Annotated in this window: 17 protein-coding genes; 3 read left to right on the plus strand and 14 right to left on the minus strand. The window is 72.7% G+C overall.

Annotated elements, in window-relative coordinates; all coding sequences use genetic code 11:
• Positions 1-6 precede the first annotated feature (6 nt).
• From scpB to ACZ7HQ_RS29395, 8 genes are all read right to left on the minus strand, one after another.
• Positions 7-654, minus strand: a complete 648-nt coding sequence (gene scpB / locus ACZ7HQ_RS29360; protein WP_470996099.1) for an SMC-Scp complex subunit ScpB — start codon at positions 652-654, stop codon at positions 7-9.
• Entirely contained in the window at positions 651-1,766 is a 1,116-nt protein-coding gene (locus ACZ7HQ_RS29365) for a segregation and condensation protein A (protein ID WP_470996102.1), read from the minus strand. The genes scpB and ACZ7HQ_RS29365 overlap by 4 nt, the downstream gene beginning before the upstream one ends.
• An 18-nt stretch (positions 1,767-1,784) precedes the next feature.
• The gene (locus ACZ7HQ_RS29370) at positions 1,785-2,345 is read right to left on the minus strand and encodes a hypothetical protein (protein WP_470996105.1); all 561 of its coding nucleotides are present in this window, start codon (positions 2,343-2,345) and stop codon (positions 1,785-1,787) included.
• Positions 2,330-3,463, minus strand: a complete 1,134-nt coding sequence (locus tag ACZ7HQ_RS29375; RefSeq protein WP_470996108.1) for a ParA family protein — start codon at positions 3,461-3,463, stop codon at positions 2,330-2,332. Before ACZ7HQ_RS29375 ends, ACZ7HQ_RS29370 begins: the two co-directional genes overlap by 16 nt.
• A 379-nt stretch (positions 3,464-3,842) precedes the next feature.
• Positions 3,843-4,958, minus strand: coding sequence for an alanine dehydrogenase (ald, locus tag ACZ7HQ_RS29380; protein ID WP_470996179.1), 1,116 nt, complete (start codon positions 4,956-4,958; stop codon positions 3,843-3,845).
• Between the two features lie 147 nt (positions 4,959-5,105).
• Complete coding sequence (locus ACZ7HQ_RS29385) at positions 5,106-7,169, minus strand: tetratricopeptide repeat protein (RefSeq protein WP_470996111.1); 2,064 nt, start codon at positions 7,167-7,169, stop codon at positions 5,106-5,108.
• A gap of 163 nt (positions 7,170-7,332) precedes the next feature.
• Positions 7,333-7,959 carry an NUDIX domain-containing protein gene (locus tag ACZ7HQ_RS29390; RefSeq protein WP_470996113.1) on the minus strand — a complete coding sequence of 209 codons (627 nt, stop codon included), beginning with the start codon at positions 7,957-7,959 and terminating at the stop codon, positions 7,333-7,335.
• 84 nt (positions 7,960-8,043) lie between these two features.
• Positions 8,044-9,693: a CTP synthase gene (locus ACZ7HQ_RS29395; RefSeq protein ID WP_470996116.1), complete on the minus strand. Its 1,650-nt coding sequence runs from the start codon at positions 9,691-9,693 to the stop codon at positions 8,044-8,046.
• Positions 9,694-10,298: 605 nt separating this feature from the next.
• On the opposite strand from ACZ7HQ_RS29395, the gene ACZ7HQ_RS29400 reads away from it, so the two are divergent.
• Genes ACZ7HQ_RS29400 through ACZ7HQ_RS29410 form a run of 3 tightly spaced genes read left to right on the plus strand, consistent with a single transcriptional unit; the run spans position 10,299 to position 15,173 of the window.
• Positions 10,299-12,101: a glycoside hydrolase family 15 protein gene (locus ACZ7HQ_RS29400; RefSeq protein WP_470996182.1), complete on the plus strand. Its 1,803-nt coding sequence runs from the start codon at positions 10,299-10,301 to the stop codon at positions 12,099-12,101.
• Between the two features lie 49 nt (positions 12,102-12,150).
• A complete protein-coding gene (locus ACZ7HQ_RS29405) occupies positions 12,151-13,482 on the plus strand; it encodes an FAD-binding protein (protein WP_470996119.1) in 1,332 nt (443 codons plus the stop codon).
• A gap of 44 nt (positions 13,483-13,526) precedes the next feature.
• Positions 13,527-15,173, plus strand: coding sequence for a PucR family transcriptional regulator (locus ACZ7HQ_RS29410; protein ID WP_470996122.1), 1,647 nt, complete (start codon positions 13,527-13,529; stop codon positions 15,171-15,173).
• A 7-nt stretch (positions 15,174-15,180) separates the two neighbouring features.
• Here the strand turns inward: ACZ7HQ_RS29410 and ACZ7HQ_RS29415 are convergent, their stop codons facing one another.
• The 6 genes from ACZ7HQ_RS29415 to ACZ7HQ_RS29440 all read right to left on the minus strand — a co-directional run bounded on the left by ACZ7HQ_RS29415 (position 15,181) and on the right by ACZ7HQ_RS29440 (position 21,235).
• Positions 15,181-16,317: a glycosyltransferase family 4 protein gene (locus ACZ7HQ_RS29415; protein ID WP_470996125.1), complete on the minus strand. Its 1,137-nt coding sequence runs from the start codon at positions 16,315-16,317 to the stop codon at positions 15,181-15,183.
• 269 nt (positions 16,318-16,586) lie between these two features.
• The gene (locus tag ACZ7HQ_RS29420) at positions 16,587-17,339 is read right to left on the minus strand and encodes a hypothetical protein (RefSeq protein ID WP_470996127.1); all 753 of its coding nucleotides are present in this window, start codon (positions 17,337-17,339) and stop codon (positions 16,587-16,589) included.
• 89 nt (positions 17,340-17,428) lie between these two features.
• Complete coding sequence (recN, locus tag ACZ7HQ_RS29425; protein WP_470996130.1) at positions 17,429-19,171, minus strand: DNA repair protein RecN; 1,743 nt, start codon at positions 19,169-19,171, stop codon at positions 17,429-17,431.
• A gap of 39 nt (positions 19,172-19,210) precedes the next feature.
• A complete protein-coding gene (locus ACZ7HQ_RS29430) occupies positions 19,211-20,116 on the minus strand; it encodes an NAD kinase (RefSeq protein ID WP_470996133.1) in 906 nt (301 codons plus the stop codon).
• A complete protein-coding gene (locus ACZ7HQ_RS29435) occupies positions 20,113-20,928 on the minus strand; it encodes a TlyA family RNA methyltransferase (RefSeq protein ID WP_470996135.1) in 816 nt (271 codons plus the stop codon). Before ACZ7HQ_RS29435 ends, ACZ7HQ_RS29430 begins: the two co-directional genes overlap by 4 nt.
• Positions 20,929-20,935: 7 nt before the next feature.
• Positions 20,936-21,235 carry a hypothetical protein gene (locus ACZ7HQ_RS29440; protein ID WP_470996138.1) on the minus strand — a complete coding sequence of 100 codons (300 nt, stop codon included), beginning with the start codon at positions 21,233-21,235 and terminating at the stop codon, positions 20,936-20,938.
• Between the last annotated feature and the right edge of the window lie 5 nt (positions 21,236-21,240).

Below are 21,240 nucleotides of genomic sequence, written 5' to 3' on the forward strand. Positions count from 1 at the left end.
TCCGTCTTAGTCGTCTGCGTCCTGACCACCGGGCGCGTCGGGCGCGTCCGGGTCGAACGACGGGACCCCTTCCTGGGTCTCGGCCTCGATCGCCTCCGCCTCCGGGAGGAAGGGCGCGAGCTCCGGAAGCTCGTCCAGGCCACGCAGGCCCATCCGCTCCAGGAAGTAGTTCGTCGTCCTGTACAGGATCGCACCTGTTTCGGGTTCCGTGCCCGCCTCCTCGACCAGACCCCGTTGCAGGAGGGTGCGCATCACGCCGTCGCAGTTGACCCCGCGTACGGCGGAGACGCGGCTGCGGCTGACCGGCTGGCGGTAGGCGACGACCGCGAGGGTCTCCAGTGCCGCCTGGGTGAGCCGGGCGGTCTGGCCGTCCAGGACGAGCCGCTCGACGGCGGGGGCGTACTCGGCCCGCGTGTAGAAGCGCCAGCCGCCCGCGACGAACCGCAGCTCGAAGCCGCGGCCCTGCACGGTGTACTCGTCGGCCAGCGCCCGCAGCGCGTCCGCGACCTGCCGTCTCGGCCGTTCCAGCAGCTTGGCCAGGTGCTCCTCGGTGGCGGGCTCGTCCACGACCATGAGCATGGCCTCCAGGGCCGGCTTGAGGTCGAGGTCGGCGACGCCGCGCAGCCCCGCGGGGAGCTCTGTGGTCTCGCTCATGCCTTCTTCTCCTCCTTGGGCAGCTCGGGCGGCCGGTCGAACTCGTCGGTGACCATCGGTGCCGCGTCCGTCTCCCCGCCGGTCCAGCGCACCAGCAGTTCCCCGAGCGCGGCCTCCTGCTCCAGGGCGACGGCCTTCTCGCGGTACAGCTCCAGCAGGGCGAGGAACCGGGCCACGACGGTCAGGGTGTCGTCGGTGTCCTCGACCAGCGCCCGGAAGCTCGCCTCGCCCAGTTCCCTCAGCCGCGCGACCACGATTCCGGCCTGTTCCTGCACGCTGACCAGGGGGGCGTGGATGTGGTCGACATAGACCTGCGGCTTGGGCCTCGGCTGCATCGCCTTGACCGCGAGCCTGGCGAACCCCTCGGGGCCGATGCTGATGACGACCTCGGGCAGCAGCTCGGCGTGGTGCGGTTCGAGGCCGACGGTACGGGGCCGGCGGCGGGCCTCGTCGTCGAGGCGCCGGTTGAAGATGTCGGCGATCTGTTTGTACGCGCGGTACTGCAGCAGCCGCGCGAACAGCAGGTCCCTGGCCTCCAGCAGCGCCAGGTCGGCCTCGTCCTCCACCTCGGCTGCGGGCAGCAGCCGGGCCGCCTTGAGGTCCAGCAGCGTGGCGGCGACGACGAGGAACTCCGTGGTCTGGTCCAGGTCCCAGTCCGGCCCCATGGCTCGGATGTGCGCCATGAACTCGTCGGTGACCTTGGACAGGGCGACCTCGGTGACGTCCAGCTTGTGCTTGGAGATGAGCTGGAGGAGCAGATCGAAGGGGCCCTCGAAGTTCGAGAGCCGGACCTTGAAGACGCCGTCGGGAGCGGTTGCACCCGCACCAGCCTCCGGCTGAGGGTCCTGGGGCTCGTACCCGGGCAGCGCACCTTCCGGCTCGGGCTCCGGCTCGGGAAGCGGAGCTCCAGGCTCGGGAAGCAGGGCCTCCGGCTCGGGAAGCGGAGCTCCAGGCTCGGGAAGCAGGGCCTCCGGCTCGGGCAGCGGAGCTTCAGGCTCGGGGGCCTTCACGCGCTCCGCGACCGGCTCGACCGGTGCCGCCCCCGGCCCCCGCCCCAGCGCACGCCGACGACCGGCACCGGCGCCGGGGTGGGGAACGTCGTTGGAGGTCATGGCCTCCGCAGGCTACCCCTAGCGCCCGCGCAGCCGCCGTACCAGGATGCTCGCGTCCCCGCGGGACTCCAGGTCGGCCAGGACCACGGCCACCGCCTCGCGGACGATCCGCCCGCGGTCGACCGCGAGACCGTGCTCGCCCCGGAGCACCAGACGGGCGTGCTCGAGGTCCATCAGCTCCTCGGCCGACACGTACACCGTGATCTTCTCGTCGTGCCGCTCGCGCCCACTGGGCCGCCGTGACGCCGACCGCCCCCGCTTGCGCGGCTGAGCGGCGGCCGAACCTTCCTGCGCCGCCGGCGAGGACGCCTGTCGCCGTGCCGGCCGGGTGCGGGACTCGCCGGCGTCGGCGGGCTCCGCCTCCGCCGCGGCGTGTTCCGCGCCCTCTCCGTCGCCGCCCTGGACGGGCACCGACTGCGGTGCGTCCTCGGCGGCGGCCATGTCGTCGCTCTCCCCCGCGGGAGCCGGCACCCGGGCCTCACCGTTGGCCCCGCGCCGGGGAGTCGACGGCTGGAGTGCCATCCCCCCTGTCGTACGGAAGAGTTCGTCGGCCCCGGGCAGACTCACTCGGCGTGACACCGGGCGAGCACCTCCCTGGCGAGCTGGCGATAGGCGGCGGCACCGACGGAGTTGGAGGCGTAGGTGGTGATCGGCTCACCGGCGACCGTGGTCTCCGGGAAGCGGACCGTGCGCCCGATGACCGTGTGGTAGACGTGGTCGTCGAACGCCTCGACCACACGGGCCAGGACCTCGCGGCTGTGGACCGTGCGCGAGTCGTACATCGTGGCGAGGATGCCGTCCAGCTCCAGGTCGGGGTTGAGCCGCTCCTGGACCTTCTCGATCGTCTCGGTCAGCAGGGCCACACCGCGCAGGGCGAAGAACTCGCACTCCAGCGGCACGATCACCTTGTGAGCGGCCGTCAGGGCGTTGACGGTGAGCAGGCCGAGCGAGGGCTGACAGTCGATCACGATGTAGTCGTAGTCGGGCATCAGCGGCTTCAGGGCGCGCTGGAGGGTCGACTCGCGCGCGACCTCCGACACCAGCTGGACCTCCGCCGCCGACAGGTCGATGTTGCTGGGCAGCAGGTCCATGTTGGGGACCGCCGTCTTCAGCAGGACCTCGTCGGCGGACATGCCCCGCTCCATGAGCAGGTTGTAGACGGTGAGGTCCAGCTCCATGGGGTTGACGCCGAGTCCCACCGACAGCGCGCCCTGCGGGTCGAAGTCCACGAGCAGCACGCGCCGGCCGTACTCCGCGAGCGCGGCACCCAGGTTGATGGTCGACGTCGTCTTGCCGACGCCGCCCTTCTGGTTGCACATCGCGATGATCTTCGCGGGGCCGTGGTCGGTCAGCGGGCCCGGGATCGGGAAGTACGGCAGCGGGCGTCCGGTCGGGCCGATGCGCTCGCGGCGCTGGCGGGCCGCGTCGGGCGCGAGCGTGGCCGCGTACTCGGGATCGGGCTCGTACTCGGCGTCGGGGTCGTAGAAGTGCCCCTCGGGCAGTTCGTCGTAGTCGGCGAAGTGGTTGTGGGGCGCGCCACTTCCGTCGCCGGCCATGGCGTTCACGTGATGGCCATCCATGCTCTGGTGTGCTGTCCGGGCGGTCTGCGGTCCCGGACTCTGGTGGGCTGCGAAGGTGCGCACAGCTACGGAGCCGACAGCCTCGAATCCCGCGGGGCCCTGGCCCCGTGCGGGCATTCCTGGTTGACCACCCCCGGGAGAAAATGTCGACTCATTCACAAGTCGTCTTACCTCCTTGGTGACCAGGAAACTTCTAGACAAGGTCAGCGTGGCACCATGCCGACGGTTGGCGACTCTATGGCGTGTCGGCGGTCCGCAGCAACACAATCCGCCGGACCCGGCAGGATGTGTCGGCAATGAAACATCTCGCTGTCAAGGGCGTACGGCCGTCGCACAGCAGGTTTCACCGGTGTACGAATCGGTCGAAGGGTTGCGTTCGAGGCGAGTTGGCCAAGAGTCGCCAAGTGACCATACACACATCCGGCCGGACCTTGTCGGGCAAGGTCCGGCCGGGTGCGACGGGTTGACGAGCCGTGTTGACGAATCGCCTTTTGGATTAGCCGAGCAGGGTCTCCAGCGCCACGTACTCCAGGCCGTGCGCCTCTGCGACCTCCTTGTAAACGACCTTGCCGTCATGGGTGTTGAGACCCTTGGCGAGCGCGGCGTCGCGGCGCAGCGCCTCGACCCAGCCGTTGTTGGCCAGCGAGACGATGTAGGGCAGCGTCGCGTTGGTGAGGGCGTTGGTGGAGGTGTTGGGCACCGCGCCGGGCATGTTGGCGACGCAGTAGAAGACCGAGTTGTGCACCTGGAAGGTCGGCTCGGCGTGCGTCGTCGGGCGGGAGTCCTCGAAGCAGCCGCCCTGGTCGATCGCGATGTCGACAAGAACACTTCCGGGCTTCATACGGGCCACCAGCTCGTTGGTGACCAGCTTCGGGGCCTTGGCGCCCGGGATGAGGACCGCGCCGATGACGAGGTCGGCGTCGAGGACGGCCTTCTCCAGCTCGAAGGAGTTGGACATGATCGCCTTGACCTTCGTACCGAAGATCTTGTCGGCCTCGCGCAGCTTGTTGATGTCGCGGTCGAGCAGGGTGACGTCGAAGCCCATGCCGACGGCGACCTGGGTGGCGTTCCAGCCGGAGACACCGCCGCCGATGACCACGGCCTTCGCCGGGGTCACACCCGGGACACCGCCCGGCAGCACGCCACGGCCGCCGGCCGCGCGCATCAGGTGGTAGGCGCCGACCTGCGGGGCGAGGCGGCCCGCGACCTCGGACATCGGGGCCAGCAGCGGCAGCGCGCGGTTGGGCAGCTCGACGGTCTCGTAGGCGATGGCCGTGGTGCCGGACTCGATGAGCGCGTCCGTGCACTCCTTGGAGGCGGCCAGGTGCAGGTAGGTGAAGAGGATCTGGTCCTTGCGGAGGCGGTGGTACTCCTCCGCGATGGGCTCCTTGACCTTCAGCAGCAGGTCGGCGGTGGCCCACACCTCGTCGGCGGTGTCGAGGATCCCGGCACCCGCGGAGACGTACTCCGCGTCCGTGATCGAGGAGCCGAGGCCGGCTCCCCGCTCGATGACGACCTGGTGGCCGTTGCGCACCAGCTCGTGCACACCGGCGGGGGTGATGGCCACCCGGAACTCGTTGTTCTTGACCTCGCGGGGGATGCCGACCTTCACGTCGATCACGGTCCTTGGCTCAGAGGGTATGGGGGGTGCATTACATGACATACCCAGGCATGCGGGGCACACCGGGAGACACCGCAGGAGAACGTGCGGCAGAGCCAGTTTAATGAAGGCGTTCCGCCTGTCTAGCCTTTCATTGCATCAATCTTCGCTGGATGTACTGCGGATTTCGCAGGCGTTAGCGTCCTGATTCGGGCTTGCCTCGGTGTTCTGGGCCTCCTCGTCCAGCATGCGCCCGGCCGCCGCGCGGTGCAGACGGGCGGCGGTGGGGTCGCCGAGATGCTCCAGCGTGTCGGCCAGCCGCAGCTGCACCGCGGCCTGCAGCCGGACGTCCTCGGCGCGCCGCGCCCACTCCACCGCCTCCTGGCAGGTGCGCAGCGACTCCTCGAACCGCCCGGCGTACTCCTGCACCCGGGCCAGCTCGCTCAACGCCCGCGCGTGGGCCGCGACATCGCCGCTCCTGCGGTGGCCGGCGACGGCGGCCCGCCAGTTCCTGAGGGCCTCGCCGTAGCGGCCCGCGTAGGTGTGCGTGGTGGCGATCCGGCCGTACAGCCGGGCGACCTGATCGCGCTCGCCGCGGGCCAGCCGCTCGGCGAGCGCCCGGCCGAACCAGTCGGCGGCCCGGTCGTAGTCCCCCAGCTCCTGGTACGCGCCACCTACGGATTCCATTGCGCGGCCGGTCGCATACGGGTCATTTGCTCTGCGTCCAGCGTCCAGAGCCAGCCGGTACCGTGCCAGCGCGGCCCTGGTGCGGCCGGTCTGCGCGTCCACGTCGCCGAGGTTCAGCAGCGCCGCGGCCTTCTCCCGGGCCAGCCCGCGCCGCTCGGCGACATCCAGGACGAGACTGTGCACGTCGTACAGGTCGGCTGCCGCGGCCTGGGTGCCCACATGCGCGACCATGGCCCTGACCAGCTGGGACATCAGCCGCCGGGCCAGGGTGTCCAGCTCGCCGTCGGCCACCGCGAGACGCGCGGACGCCAGCAGCGCGGGCCGCCGGACGAGCAGCCAGTCGGCGGCCGCCCGGGGATGGGGGAAGCGCACCTCGCGGGGCATCGCGTTCAGCTTCTCCCGGGCCTGCGGGCTGTCCGTCTCGGTGATCGCCCGGCACGACTGCAGCAGCCGTACGGTCCGCTCCAGCATCCGGGCCCGGGCGAGCTGCAGCTCCGCGGGCCGCTCCTGGCTCTCGGCGAGGGCACGCAGCAGCGGGTGCAGACAGCCGGGGACGTCGTACAGGGGCAGTGGCGAGTCCACCGTGCGCAGCAGGCCGAGGGCGACGAGGTCGTCGAGGACGGCGCGCGCGGCACCGACCGAGCAGCCGGCGAGGGCCGAGGCCGTGTGCGGGTCGATCAGGCCGGCCGGGGCGAGGGAGAGCAGCGGCAGCATCCGGGCGGCCGGGCCGGGCAGCTCGCTGCGGACGTGCCGGAAGACCCGGGCCAGCGGGGTGCCGTCCGTGCCGTCGTCGGAGGTGTGCAGCCGCTTGGCGAGGTCGGAGACGGCGGACTTGGGGCGGGCGGCGAGCCAGCCGCCGGCCAGGACGAGCGCGGCCGGATGGCCCTGGCAGGCCTCGACCAGGCTCTCAGCGGAACGCGGGTCGACCGTGATGCGGACCGCGCCGGTGTAACGGGTGAGCAGTTCCACCGCGGACTTGGTGTCCAGACCGCCCAGGGTGCAGGGCCTGACGTCCGCGATACCGGTGAGCGGGCCCGAGGAGACGGCCACCACCAGGCAGTCCGGGGCCTGTGGGAGCAGCGCGTCGACCTGCTCGGCGCCGGCCGCGTCGTCCAGCAGCAGCAGGGCGCGCCGGCCGGCGAGGGCGGTGCGCAGCGCCTCGGTCAGGTCGTCCTCGGCGGCGCCGGCCGGGGCGGGCAGCTCCAGCGCGGCGAGCAGCTCACGGGCGGCGCGCGCGACCGGCACGGGGGTGCCGTCGGGCTCGCTGAGCCGGGCCCGCAGCACCCCGTCGGGGTACTGGCCGGCGACCTGGCGGACGAGTTCCTCGGCGAGGGCGGTGCGGCCGGAACCGGGGCGGCCCGCGATCAGGAGCACGCGCGCGCGAGGGGCCTTGCGGCCGGAGAGGGTGTCCAGGCCCGCGCGCTCGATGTCGGCGCGCAGCTCCTTCAACTCCCTTGTACGGCCCAGGAAATGGTCTTCCGTGCCCGTACGCGCCGACAGCCGCACGAAGCCTGTGTCCACCGCCTGATCCGTCACGGGCCACACTCCCGTCCCACCGCACGCGCAAGCCCGCCGGATCTTCCGCTACGGGCGTGCAAGAGCCTAGTTCACGCGCTGCGACGCGCCGTGGGGAGCGCGGCGGACGGGTCCCCTGATCGGATCAGGCGATGGTCACACCAGTACGCCGTACGGGTGTGGTTCAGGACGCGAAGGGGCGGGCCGGCCAGGGCGCGTCGGCCGGGCGCAGCGCGTCGAGGCCGTCGCCGGCCCGGGCCGCCACCAGGGACAGGACGCCGACGACCAGGCAGTTGTTGTGCACGTCGCCGTCCAGGACGCGACGCACCAGGTCCTCGACCGGTACGCGCGCGTGCTCCATGTCGGTCTCCTCGTGCTCCGCGGTGAACCGCTCGCCCTCGGCCGCGGACAGGTCACGGGCGAGGAAGATCCGTACGGCCTCGTCGCAGCCGCCGGGCGTGGTGTAGACGTCGGTCAGCACCCGCCAGTCCTCGGCCTTGACGTGCGCCTCCTCGTACAGCTCGCGCTGGGCGGCGTGCAGCGGGTTCTCGCCGGGCACGTCGAGCAGGCCGGCCGGGATCTCCCAGAGCTTGTAGCGCACCGGGTGGCGGTACTGCTTGATGAGCAGCACCCGGTCCTCCTCGTCCAGGGCGAGGACCGCGACCGAGCCGGGGTGGACCTGGTAGTCGCGGCGGGCCACCGAACCGTCGGGCATGACCACGTCGTCCGTGCGGACGGAGGTCTTGTTGCCCGTGAAGGGGGTCTCCGTCGCCCGGATCTCCCACGTCTCGGGGGTGTCCTTGATCGTCATGCCCTGTCCTTCCACACCTACGCGAAGCGGCCGGGGCGCGATCGTTCTGAACCCGCGCGCCCCGGCCACCGTACAACTCTTGTGTTACTGCGAGATCTTCCGCTCCACGGCGGCCTTCACCAGGCCGGCGAACAGCGGGTGCGGACGCGTCGGCCGCGAGCGCAGCTCGGGGTGCGCCTGCGTGGCGACCAGGTAGGGGTGGACGTCACGCGGATACTCCACGTACTCCACCAGCTTGCCGTCCGGCGAGGTGCCCGAGAAGAGGATGCCGGCCTTCTTCTCCAGCTCCGCGCGGTAGGCGTTGTTGACCTCGTAGCGGTGGCGGTGCCGCTCCTCGATGTACTCCTTGCCGTCGTACACCTCGCGCACGATCGAGCCCTCGGCGAGCTTGGCCGGGTACATGCCGAGGCGCATGGTGCCGCCCATGTCGCCCTCACCGGCGACGATGTCCAGCTGCTCGGCCATGGTGGAGATGACCGGGTGGCCGGTGGCCGGGTCGAACTCGGTGGAGTTGGCGTCCGGGATGTCGGCCAGGTGCCGCGCGGCCTCGATCACGATGCACTGCAGGCCGAGGCAGAGGCCGAGCAGCGGGATCCTGTTCTCGCGGGCGAAGCGGATGGCGCCGACCTTGCCGAGCACACCGCGGTCGCCGAAGCCGCCCGGGATGCAGATGCCGTCGACGTCGCCGAGCTGGGCCTTGGCACCGGCCGGGGTCTTGCAGTCGTCGGAGGTGACCCACTTGATCTTCACCCGGGCCCGGTTGGCGAAGCCGCCGGCGCGCAGCGCCTCGGTGACCGAGAGGTAGGCGTCGGGCAGGTCGATGTACTTGCCGACGAGCGCGAGGGTGATCTCGTGGTCCGGGTTGTGGACACGGTCCAGCAGGTCGTCCCAGGTCGTCCAGTCGACGTCGCGGAACGGCAGGTCGAGCTTGCGCACGACGTAGGCGTCCAGGCCCTCGCCGTGCACGGTCTTCGGGATGTCGTAGATCGAGCGGGCGTCCGGGCAGGCCACGACGGCCGCCTCGTCCACGTCGCACATCAGCGAGATCTTGCGCTTGATGGCGGTCGGGACCTCGCGGTCGCAGCGCAGCACGATCGCGTCCGGCTGGATACCGATGTTGCGCAGCGCGGCGACCGAGTGCTGGGTCGGCTTGGTCTTCAGCTCGCCGGACGGGCCGATGTACGGCAGCAGCGAGATGTGCACGACGAAGACGTTGTCCCGGCCGACCTCGTGGCGGACCTGGCGGACGGTCTCCAGGAACGGCAGCGACTCGATGTCGCCGACCGTGCCGCCGACCTCGGTGATGACGACGTCCACCTCGTCGGTGGCCATGCGCCGGATGCGGTGCTTGATCTCGTTGGTGATGTGCGGGATGACCTGCACCGTGTCGCCCAGGTACTCGCCGCGCCGCTCCTTGGCGATCACGGTCGAGTACACCTGGCCGGTGGTGACGTTGGCGGAGCCGTCCAAGTCACGGTCGAGGAAGCGCTCGTAGTGTCCGATGTCGAGGTCGGTCTCGGCCCCGTCGTTGGTGACGAACACCTCACCGTGCTGGAAGGGGTTCATCGTGCCCGGATCGACGTTCAGGTACGGATCCAGCTTCTGCATCACGACACGCAGGCCACGGGCCTTGAGCAGCATGCCCAGGCTGGAGGCGGTGAGGCCCTTGCCGAGCGAGGAGGCGACACCCCCGGTGACGAAGATGTGCTTGGTCGTCGTAGATTTCGGCGGCATGGCCAAGAGGGTGCTCCCGTGGTCGCGGTCTGTCGTGCGGTGTGGCTGCCGTCCCGGAGATCTCCGGGGGTGCCGTCGCTGCGGTTCGGGGGTTTCAGGCCCACCGGTCCACGGGCTACCAGGGTATCAGCGCCTGGACGAGATGGCTTCCGGCCACGCTCCGCGCTCGTCCGGGCACGGGCGGCTCGCTCACCCGGTACGGGGACGCGGCGCGGGCGGCTCGCGCACGCCGGTACGGGGTCCGGGCGCAGGGAGGCTCGCCCCATGTGTCAGCACAGGCACACACAGGTCACATGGTTATCACCCGCTGCTCACCCGTTCGGCTCACACGGGTTGCCCGGAGCGGCACGCAGATCATCTACGTGCGTCGTATCCTGCTCGGACACTCGCTGCCGAGCCCGGCCGGAACGACGGCACACCCCCGCCTGCACCACCCGGAACAACGAGAGCGCGGCAGTTCGTTGAGCAAAGACTGTCGTGTTGCCTCAGGGCTCGGCGGACTGCTTTGCTTCACCGCTCAACGACGCATAACAACGACCCCTTGACCGCACTAGCGACAGCCCCCTGCGTGGGGGTGTGACGTGGCCGTTCGACTGGAGTTGCACGTGGCCGGGCGCATCGAAGACTACGCACTCATCGGAGACATGCAGACCGCGGCACTGGTCTGCCGGGACGGCACGGTGGACTGGCTGTGCCTGCCCCGCTTCGACTCGCATGCCATCTTCGCCGGCCTGCTGGGCACCGAGGAGCACGGCTTCTGGCGGCTCGGCCCGGCGCACGCGGCCGACGCGCAGCCGCCCACGGCTGCCCGGCGGGGCTACCGCGGCGACTCGCTGATCCTGGAATCGGAGTGGGACACCCCCCGTGGCACGGTCCGCGTGACGGACTTCATGCCCCCACGTGAGGGCGCGCCGCAGCTGATCCGGATCGTGGAGGGCGTCACCGGGCGGGTCCCGATGCGCTCCGCCCTGCGGATGCGGTTCTCCTACGGCCGTGTCGTGCCCTGGGTGCACAAGCACGAGGGCCGCACGGTGGCGGTCGCCGGTCCTGACTCGGTGTGGTTCGACACGGAGGCCGAGACCTACGGAAAGTCGCTGACGACGTACTCCGACTTCACGGTCGCCCCGGGTGACCGGATCACGTTCACGATCTCGTGGCAGCCCTCGCACAAGGAGCCGCCGGCGCTGCCGGAGCCGGAGACCTCGCTGGAGGCGACGGAGGCATTCTGGCGCGAGTGGGTCGAGCACTGTACGTACCACGGGCCGTACCGCGAGGCGGTGGTCCGCTCCCTGATCACCCTCAAGGCCCTGACGTACGCCCCCACGGGCGGCATCGTCGCGGCCCCGACCACCTCCCTGCCGGAGGACATCGGCGGCGTCCGCAACTGGGACTACCGCTACACCTGGCTGCGCGACGCCGCGATCACCCTGTCGTCGCTGCTGCGCACCGGCTACCGCGAGGAGGCCCGCGCCTGGCGCGAGTGGCTGCTGCGCGCGGTCGCCGGCGACCCGGAGAACCTGCAGATCATGTACGGCATCGCGGGCGAGCGCGAGCTCGGCGAGGCCGAGCTGGACTGGCTGCCGGGCTACGAGCAGTCCGCCCCGGTCCGGGTCGGCAACGGCGCGGCGCACCAGCTCCAGCTGGACGTGTACGGCGAGGTCACCGAGGCCCTGCACCTGGCGCACATGACGGGCCTGGCCCGCAACGACTACGCCTCCCTGCTCCAGCTCAAGCTGATCCGCTACCTGGAGGACCACTGGCAGGAGCCGGACGAGGGCATCTGGGAGGTGCGCGGCCCGCGCCGGCACTTCGTGCACTCCAAGGTGATGGCCTGGGTGGCGGTGGACCGCACCATCAAGCTGATCGAGTCCGGGGACGCGGACGGCCCGCTGGAGCGCTGGAAGGAGCTGCGCGACGACATCCACCGGGACGTGTGCGAGAAGGGCTACGACAAGGAGCGCAACACCTTCACGCAGTCCTACGGCTCGCAGGAGCTGGACGCCTCGCTGCTGCTCATCCCGCAGATGGGCTTCCTGCCGCCGGACGACAAGCGGGTGATCGGCACGATCGAGGCGATCCAGCGCGAGCTGTCCACGCCGGACGGGTTCATCCTGCGCTACCCGACGGAGGGCGACCACGCGGGCGTCGACGGCCTGCCGGGTGACGAAGGGGCCTTCCTGGCCTGCTCGTTCTGGATGGCGGACGACCTCGCGATGATCGGCCGGGTGGACGAGGCCCGCAAGCTGTTCGAAAAGCTCCTCGCGCTGCGGAACGATCTCGGTCTGCTGGCCGAGGAGTGGGACCCGCGCCTGCAACGCCAGGTCGGCAACTTCCCGCAGGCGTTCAGCCACGTTCCGCTGATCGACACGGCACTGCGGCTGACGGCTTCCGGGGCGTACGGAGGCTGAGCGGTCCGCCTAGGCTGAACAGCAGCACCCTGTCCGGAAGGGGGCTGCCATGGTGGCCCGTTCCAAGGCGCACACGGCCCTCGGCGCGCTGCGTGAGGCCCTGGCCGGCGACGCGTTCGCCCCGGGGGACCCGGGTTACGACGCGGCCCGTGCCGTCGCCAACGGGATGACCGACCGGCGCCCGGCCGTGATCGCCCAGTGCGCGGACGCGGCCGACGTCGTCCGGGCCGTGCGCTTCGCGCGGGAGCTGGACCTGCACACAGCGGTGCGCGGCGGCGGGCACGGCCTGGCGGGTGCCCTGGTCGACGGCGCGCTGGTGGTGGATCTGCGCCGGATGCACGAGGTGACCGTCGACCCGGCGGCCGAGGCGGTCCGCGTCGAGGGCGGGGCCACGACGAGCGACCTGGACCGGGCCACCCGGCCCTACGGCCTCGCCGCCACCGGTGCCCGGGCTCCGGCCACCGGGCTCGGCGGCTTCGTGCTCGGCGCCGGCACCGGCTGGCTGGACCGTACCTTCGGTCTCCCCGTGGACGGCCTCATGGGGGTCGAGCTGGTGACCGCCGACGCCGAGCGGGTGCACGCCAACGCCGACGAGAATCCCGAACTGTTCTGGGCACTGCACGGCGGGGGCGGCAACTTCGGCATCGCGACGGCGCTCACCCTGGAGCTGCACGAGCTGCCGGAGTTCTCGGTGGCACTGCTGCTGTGCCCGCCGGAGTCCGGCCCGGACGTGGTCCGCGCCTTCCGCGAGCTCGTCCGTACCGGTCCGGACGAGGTGAGCGGCGCGGTGATGTGGCTGGCCCTGGACGGGCTGCTGTGCGGCGCGCTGCTGACGTACGCGGGCGGGGAGGCCGGGTTGCGCGACCTCGCCGGGCCGCTGCTTGCGCTGCCGCACACCGCGGAGCTGACCGGTGCCGGGGCGCAACGCCTGCTGTACTCCACGGGCGGGCGGTCCCACTGGTCGGCGGAGTGCCTGACGGACCTGCCGGACGGGCTGGTGGACGTCTTCTGCGCCCGCGGGCGGGCCATGCCGGTGCCGGGCGGCTTCCGGCACCTGCTCCTCCCGCTGGGCGGTGCGGTCGTCACCGGACCGGCCGCGTACCCGGTGCCGTACCGGGACGCGCCCTGGCTGGTGCACCCCTTCGCCCGCTGGACGGACCCGGCCGATGACGAGCGTGCCCTCGCCTGGGTGCGGGACGCGTGCGCCGACGTCCGGCCGTGGCGCACCGGTGCCGTCTGCCTCGACCTCGTCGGCGACGAGGGCCCGGACCGGGTGCGGGCAGGCTTCGGCGCCGGGAACCTGCTCCGGCTCGAGAAGGTGAAGCGCCGCTACGACCCCGACAACGTCTTCCGCTTCAACCACAACATCCGGCCGATCTAGCCCGGAGCTGTCCTGCGGGCGTTTGCGCAGGTAGCGTCCGCTGCATGGAGAGCCGCACGGACCACCGACTCGACACCCAGGGCGCCGGGATCACCGTTCAGCGGGCGCTGGAGCTGCCCGGACTGCGCAGCGGGCTGCCGGAGATCCTGGCGGGTGCCGACCGGCTGGGGCGCACGGTGCGCTGGGTGCACGCGGGCGAGGTGCCGAACATCGCCTCGCTGCTCAAGGGCGGCGAGCTGCTGCTCACCACCGGCTACGGCCTCGGTACCCGCCCGGCCGAGCAGCGGGCGTTCGTCCGCACCCTCGCCGAGCGCGGGATCGCCGCCCTGGTGGTGGAGCTGGGCCCGCGCTTCACGCGGCTGCCGGCGGCCCTGGTGGACACCGCCCGCTCCGCCGGGCTGCCGTTGGTCCAGCTGCACCGCGAGGTGCCGTTCGTGACGGTGACCGAGGAGATCCACACCGAGATCGTCAACGGCCACTACGCCCTGCTCCAGCGGGCCGAGGAGGTGCACCGGCGCTGCACCGAGGCGCTGCTGGGCGGCGGTGGGGTGCCGCAGGTGCTGGGCATCCTGGCCGGCTTCAGCGGCAACCCGGTGTTCCTGGAGACGGCCGACGGCCGCCTGCTGTACGCCGCCGGGGAAGGGCCCGAGGGCGCGGACCCGCTGCAGGTGTGGGAGGGGCTGCGCGGCCCGCACAAGGACGCCCCGCCGCCCACCGGTTCGGTGCTGGTGGACGTGCCCGGCGGCGGCCCCGGGACGGCCGGCTCCGTGCGCGCCCGCCTCGTCCTGCTGCCGGTCCGCGGCCCCCTGGCACCGGTGCACCGGATCGCCGCCGAGCGTGCCGCGGGCATCCTGGCCGTGGTGCTGATGCAGGCGCGGCAGGAGGAGGAGCTGGCGGCCCGCGGGCGCGGTGACTTCCTCACCGATCTCGCCGAGGGCCGGATCACCGCCGAGGACGCCCCGGCGCAGGCCCGGGTCCTCGGCTTCAAGCCGGGCGACAGCCCGCTGCTGCCCGTGGTGATGCGGATCGGCGACTCCCTCTCCCCCGGCGGCGGCTGGGCGGTGCTGGCGCGGGCGGTCTCCGAGGAGCTGGCCGCGGTCGGGGTGCCGGTGCTGCTGGGCGTGCGGCCGGTGGAGGGCCGGGTGCTGGTGCTGCTCGGGCTGCGCTCGGAGCCGGAGCGGTCGGCGGTCGCGGACCGGGTGGCGGCGGCGCTGCGGGCGGGCGTGGAGCGGGCCGGGATGCGGCGGCCCGGCTCACCACCGCCGGTCGTGGTCGTCGGGGTCGCGGGTGGCTGGGCTGCGGCGTCGGCCGGGCTGCGGCACGCGGCGGAGACGGCGACGGCGGCGCAGGGCCTGACCGACCGGCCCTGGTACGACGCCCGCCGCCTCGACATCGACCTGCTGATGTGGCGGCTGCGTGACCACCCGGACCTCGCCGCGTTCGTGGACCGCGCGATCGGACCGCTGCGCGACCACGACCACCGCTCCAAGCCGCCGCTGCTGCCGACCCTGGAGACCTATCTGGCGCACGCCGGCCGCAAGGCCGAGACCGCACGCGAACTGCACCTCAACCGCCAGACCCTCTACAACCGCCTCGCCCGCATCGGTGAGTTGCTGGGCACCGACCTCGACGACCCGCAGACGGTGCTGGCGCTCAGCCTCGCGCTCCGGGCCCGCAGGCACGTGCCCTGAGCCTCGCTCAGGCCAGCGGCCGGGGCTGGGTCAACTCGTCGTAGACGCTGAGCACTTGGGCGACCGTCTCGTCCTCGGTCGGCCAGCCGGCGGCCTGCCGTACGCCCCGCTCGCGCAGCTCCTCCCGGCGCTCCGGGTCCCGCAGGAGCCGTACGACGGTGTCCGCGAGGGCCTCGGGGTCGCCGTACGGGACGAGTTCGGCCGCGTCGCCGACGAGGTCGGGGATGCCGCCGACCCGGGTCGCGACGAGCGGCACGCGCGCGTACAGCGCCTCCTGGGCGAGGACCGAACGGGACTCCCAACTGCTGGTCAGCAACGCCAGGTCGGCGGCGGCGAGCAGCTCGGGCACGTCCTCGCGGCGCCCGATGAGCCGCACCGGCAGCGCCTCGTCCTCGATCCGCCGCTGCAGCACCGCCCGCAGCGGCCCTTCCCCGGCGATGACGACCAGCGGCACCGGGTCGAGGTCCCGCCAGGCGCGGGCCGCGTCGAGCAGGACGTCGTAGCCGCGCTGCCGGTCGAGGGAGCCGACCGCGATGAGCAACGGGCGGCCGGTGGCGCCGAGTTCGGCCCGTACCTTGGGGCGCAGCCGGTCGGGGTCGTCGAGGACGACGGGCCGGCGCTGTCCCGGCAGGCCGACGGCGGCGAGCCGCGCGTCCCGGGCCCCGGTCCGCCTGGCCCGCTCCACCAGGTCGGGGCTGCTGCCGAGGACCACGGCCGCCGTCCGCACCACCCGTCGCTCCAGCAGCCGCAGCAGATGCCCCCGCGGTCCCTCCGCCTGCGCCCGGTTGTGCCAGGTGACCACGAGCGGGGTGGGCCGGCCGCTGAGCGCGAGGACCGCCCGGAAGGAGGCGTGCAGCCCGTGCGCGTGCACCAGGTCGGCGTTCGCGCAGGCCGTCCGCAGCGCGGCCACCGAGACGGGGTCGCTGCTGCGGGGCACGTGCACGTGCTCGGCTCCGACGCCGGTGAAGTCGTAGGAGTGTTCGGCCTCGACAGGGGCGCACACCGTGACCCGCACGCCCCTCGCCACGAGCCCCTCGGCGAGCGAGCGCACATGCGCGCTGCTGCCGGCGTTGCCTCCGCCCAGCACCTGCACGGTGCGCAGCGGCGACTGACCGTTCGGCGCGTTGCTGCTCAGGGGGGTCACGGGGGCCTGCGCTCCTGGTTCGGCGTGGGCGGTCACGAGGAAACGTACAGAAGGTAGCGGGCTCAGGGGGGCGGAAGGACGTACCCCGCGCGCCTCCCGCGCGGACCGTGTACCCCCAAGCATGCCAGGGGGACCGGCCGTTACGGGAAATCCGGAGGGCGCACAGTGCGGCGGGCCGGGGCAATGCGCCGGAGCACGTCACCCACACGGGTGAGCGAAACCTCGGCGCGGCCGACCGGCCGCCCGCCGCATTCGACGAGGTCAGAACCTCACAGCGCCCGCGCCCACGCGCTCACCCGGTCCCCGTACGCGGCGGCGGCCACGACCGCCGCGGCGTGCGCGAGAAGGCCGGGGCGCTGGTTGCCGGCCACGACGGCCGCCCCCAGCGCCGCGCCGAGGGCGTGCGCCCCGGTGTCCCCGATCATCGCGCGCTCGGCGAGGTCGTCGGGCAGGACGGCCGCGGCGGTGCCGACCGCGGCGGCGGCCAGCTCCCCGGCCGGGCCGCTCCGCAGCAGCCCCGGCGCCCCGAGCGCGAGCACGGCACCGGCCGCCCGGCCGGGCCGTACGTCGAGGAGGTTGACGACGTGCGCGGCCCCGGCGATGACCACACCGGCGAGCACCTTGTCGAGGAACCGCTCCTTCATCAGCGCCCCGGCCGCCAGCCCGGCCGCCGATATCCCGAACAGCTTCACGGCCCCGCTGGTGACCTCCCCGTCCCGCAGGGCCCCCAGATGCGCCCGGAACCCGCGCCGCGGATCCCCGGCGCCGGCGACGTCGTCGTACGCCCCGCACACCCCTGCCGCGAGCACGGCGAGTCCGGCGGCGGGGTGCGCCCGGCCGGCCCCGACGGCGACGGAGACGGCGGAGGCGGGACCGGCGTACAGCTCGACGGTCCGCCCCGCGTAGTTCTTCCGCTCCCAGCGCTCCCGCCCGCCGGGCCGAGCGGTACGGAGCAGGGCCTGGCCGGCCCGGGTGAGCGCGGCGGACAGCAGGAGGGAGCGGGATTCTCGCTTGACGATCATCCCGCCACCCTAGAACCCGCCCACGGACCGGCGCGGGCCGTGGGCACGGGCACCCGCCCGGCTGCCGTCCCGCGCCGTGGACACCCCGGCTAGAGGTCGGCTCGCGCCGTGGCCAGCAGTTCCTCCGCGTGCGCGCGGGCCGTCTCGGAGTCCTCCTGGCCGGCCAGCATCCGGGACAGCTCGCGGACGCGCTCCTCGCCCTCCAGCACCTTCACACCGGACCGGGTGACCGAGCCGTCGTTGGTCTTCTCGACCAGCAGTTGCCGGTCGGCGAAGGCGGCGACCTGGGGCAGGTGGGTGACGACCACGACCTGCGCGGTCCGGGCGAGCTTGGCCAGGCGTCGGCCGATCTCGACCGCGGCCTTGCCGCCGACACCGGCGTCGACCTCGTCGAAGAGGTACGTCGGCACGGGGTCCGTCCCGGCGAAGACGACCTCCACGGCGAGCATCACCCGGGACAGCTCACCGCCGGACGCGCCCTTGGCGATGGGCCGCGGCGGCGCGCCCGGGTGCGGGGCGAGCAGCAGCTCGACCTCGTCCACGCCCGACGGGCCGTAGGCCACCGTACGTCCGCCGACCTCGACGCCCTCCGGGTCCTCGGTCTGCCGGATGGCGAAGGACACGCGCGCGTGGGGCATCGCCAGCGAGGCCAGTTCCGCGGTCACGGCGGCGGCGAACCGCTCGGCGGCCTCCGTCCGCGCGTCCGTCAGCGCCTGCGCCAGACCGCCCAGTTCGGCACGGAGCCCGTCCCGCTCCGCGGTCAGCTCCCCGATCCGCTCGTCGTCGCCGTCCAGCTCGGTCAGCCGCGCGGCGCTCCGCTCGGCCCAGGCGAGGACGGCGTTCACGTCCTCGCCGTACTTGCGCGTCAACGCGGTCAGCGCGGCCCGCCGCTCCTCCACGGCGGCCAGCCGCAGCGGATCGGCGTCGAGGTCGTCGGCGTAGCCCGCCAGTTCCCCCGCGACATCGCCGAGCAGGATCCCGATCTCCCCGATCCGCTCGGCGAGGGAGGCCAGCGCCGGATCGTGCGCCCGCACGGCCTCCAGCGCCCGGTGGGCGCCCGCGACGAGGGTCGAGGCATCGATCCCCTCGGGGTCCTCGGGATTGCCCGCGAGAGCGGCGTGCGCGGCCGTCGCGGCGGACGACAGGGCCTCGGCGTGCCCCAGCCGCTCGGCCTCCTCGGCCAGCTCGACGTCCTCCCCGGCGCGCGGCTCGACGGCGGCGATCTCCTCCAGGCCGTACCGCAGCATGTCGGCTTCCTGCGCCCGCTCACGCGCGCGGGTGGTGATCTCCTCCAGCTCGGCGGAGACGGCCCGCAGCCGCCGGTAGGCCTCGGTGTACTTGGCGAGCGGCACGGCGACACCGTCGCCCGCGTACCGGTCGAGCGCCTGCCGCTGCCGGGACAGCTTCAGCAGTCCCTGCTGGTCGGTCTGCCCGTGCACGGCCACCAGGTCGTCGGCCAGCTCGGCGAGCAGCCCGACCGGCACCGAGCGCCCGCCCAGATGGGCACGGGAACGGCCCTCGGCGGAAACGGTACGGCTGATCAGCAGGGCCCCGTCGTCCAGCTCGGCCCCGGCCTCCTCGGCGCGTACGGCGGCGCCGCCGTGCGCGGGGACGGTGACCCGCCCCTCCACGACCGCCTTCTCGGCCCCGATCCGCACGAGCGCCGGGTCCGCCCGCCCACCGAGCAGCAGCCCCAGGCTGGTGACCACCATGGTCTTGCCCGCACCCGTCTCACCGGTGACAGCGGTGAACCCGGGTGACAGCTCGACGACGGCATCGTCGATGACCCCGAGCGACCGTATCCGCATCTCCTCCAACACGGAACAGACCATACGAGGTCCGGGGCGGGGAGTGCACACAGGCCGCTCTTTCTAGTGAGGCGCCCCTCGCCAGCCGGTGGTCGGCAACGCGAACTTCGCCACGAGCCGGTCGGTGAAGGACGAATGGTGCAGCCGGGCCAGCCGCACCGGCACCGCCCCGCGCCGTACCTCCACCCGCGCCCCGGGCGGCAACTCGACGGTCCGCCGCCCGTCGCACCACAGCACGCCCGGCGGAATGTGCGGCAGGACCTCCACGGCCAGCACCGAATCCGGCGACGTGACCAGCGGCTTGGCGAACAGCGCGTGCGCGCTGATGGGCACCATCAGCAGTGCCTCCACCTCCGGCCACACCACAGGACCCCCGGCGGAGAAGGCGTACGCCGTGGACCCGGTGGGCGTGGAGAGGATCACCCCGTCACACCCGAACTCCGACACCGGGCGCCCGTCGATCTCCAGCACGACTTCCAGCAGCTTCTCGGCGCCGGCCTTCTGCACGGCCGCCTCGTTCAGCGCCCAGTCCGTGTGCACGATGTCCCCGTTGCGGTGCACGACGACATCGACGGTCATCCGCTCCTCGACCTCGTACGACCGCGCCACCACCCGGTCGACCACCCGATCGAGGTCATCGCGTTCCGCCTCGGCGAGGAACCCGACGCGCCCCAGGTTGACGCCGAGCATCGGCACCCCGGAGGCCCGGGCGAACTCGGCGCCCCGCAGCAGCGTGCCGTCGCCGCCGAGCACGATCAGCAGCTCGCACCCGTCGAGGCACTGCGCGGTCGCCTCCTTGACCAGCTGCACCTCGTCCGGCAGCGGCAGGTCGCACGCCTCCTCCTCCAGCACCCGCACCCCGATGCCATGCCGCAGCAGGCCCTTGACGACGAGTTCCGCACTGCGGATCGCCGCGGGCCGCCCGGTGTGGGCGAGCAGGAAAACAGTACGCGCCAGGTTCTGTGTCAACGCGGCCCCTCCGCCACTGCACGGTCGACGTCGGCCGGGTCCACCTGGGGTGCGCCCGCCCGCAGCCAGAGAAAGTACTCGACGTTCCCCGAGGGCCCGGGCAGCGGACTGGCGGTGACCGACTGCACCCCGAGCCCCAGCTCCCAGGCCTTCTCGGCCACTGCCCGCACGGCCTCCGCCCGCAGCTGCGGACTCCGTACGACACCCCCGCTGCCGAGCCGCTCCTTGCCCACCTCGAACTGCGGCTTGACCATCATCACCAGGTCGGCGTCCGGCTTCACGCACCGCTTCAGGGCGGGCAGCACCAGCCCCAGCGGAATGAAGGACAGATCGCCCACGACAAGATCCACAGGTTCCCCATCGATCGCCTCGAGCGTCAACTCGCGTACGTTCGTACGGTCCTTGACGGTGACGCGTTCATCGCTCTGGAGGGACCAGGCCAGCTGTCCGTATCCGACGTCCACGGCGACGACGTGCGCGGCGCCCGCGCGCAGCAGGACGTCGGTGAAGCCACCGGTGGACGCGCCGGCGTCCAGTGCGCGCCGGCCCTCGACCACGAGCCCCCGCGGCACGAAGACCTCCAGCGCGCCGGCGAGTTTGTGGCCGCCCCGGGAGACGTAACCGGGATCGCTGTCGTCGGCCCGGACCACGATCGCCGCGGAGGTCTCCACCTGGGTGGCCGGCTTGGTCGCCACCATCTTGCCGACGGTGACCCGTCCGGCGGTGATCAGCTGGCTGGCGTGCTCGCGCGAGCGCGCGAGCTTCCGGTTGACCAGCTCCGCGTCCAGACGACGGCGTGCGACTCCTGCCACGTTCGGTTCAGCTCCTGCTCTGGTGGTACGACGGTGGGGGGACCGGGGGTCCCGGGCGGGCGTCGAGCGCGGTGAGCGCGTCACGCAGCCCCCTGTGTACATCCTCGTACACCTCGACGTGGCCGTCGGTGGCGAGGTGGTCGGCGTCCCCCAGCCGCTCCAGCTGCGCGTCGACCTCGGCGTTGCCGGTGGGGGTGCGCGGAACGTTCAGGGGGGCGGGCGCGGCGGGGTCGTACGCCTCCGGTGCCTCCCCCGCCTCCTGCGCCGAAGCCTGCGGGATCTCCGTCTCCGGAACCGAGTCGCTCATGCCCA

This window comes from Streptomyces sp. NPDC037290 (assembly GCF_055603245.1).

Coding starts and splice junctions, on each gene's coding strand:
- scpB (WP_470996099.1), bottom strand. CDS start 654: ATGAGCGAGACCACAGAGCTCCCCGCGGGGCTGCGCGGCGTCGCCGAC.
- ACZ7HQ_RS29365 (WP_470996102.1), bottom strand. CDS start 1,766: ATGACCTCCAACGACGTTCCCCACCCCGGCGCCGGTGCCGGTCGTCGG.
- ACZ7HQ_RS29375 (WP_470996108.1), bottom strand. CDS start 3,463: ATGCCCGCACGGGGCCAGGGCCCCGCGGGATTCGAGGCTGTCGGCTCC.
- ACZ7HQ_RS29390 (WP_470996113.1), bottom strand. CDS start 7,959: ATGACGATCAAGGACACCCCCGAGACGTGGGAGATCCGGGCGACGGAG.
- ACZ7HQ_RS29395 (WP_470996116.1), bottom strand. CDS start 9,693: ATGCCGCCGAAATCTACGACGACCAAGCACATCTTCGTCACCGGGGGT.
- ACZ7HQ_RS29405 (WP_470996119.1), top strand. CDS start 12,151: ATGGTGGCCCGTTCCAAGGCGCACACGGCCCTCGGCGCGCTGCGTGAG.
- ACZ7HQ_RS29410 (WP_470996122.1), top strand. CDS start 13,527: ATGGAGAGCCGCACGGACCACCGACTCGACACCCAGGGCGCCGGGATC.
- ACZ7HQ_RS29420 (WP_470996127.1), bottom strand. CDS start 17,339: ATGATCGTCAAGCGAGAATCCCGCTCCCTCCTGCTGTCCGCCGCGCTC.
- recN (WP_470996130.1), bottom strand. CDS start 19,171: ATGGTCTGTTCCGTGTTGGAGGAGATGCGGATACGGTCGCTCGGGGTC.
- ACZ7HQ_RS29440 (WP_470996138.1), bottom strand. CDS start 21,235: ATGAGCGACTCGGTTCCGGAGACGGAGATCCCGCAGGCTTCGGCGCAG.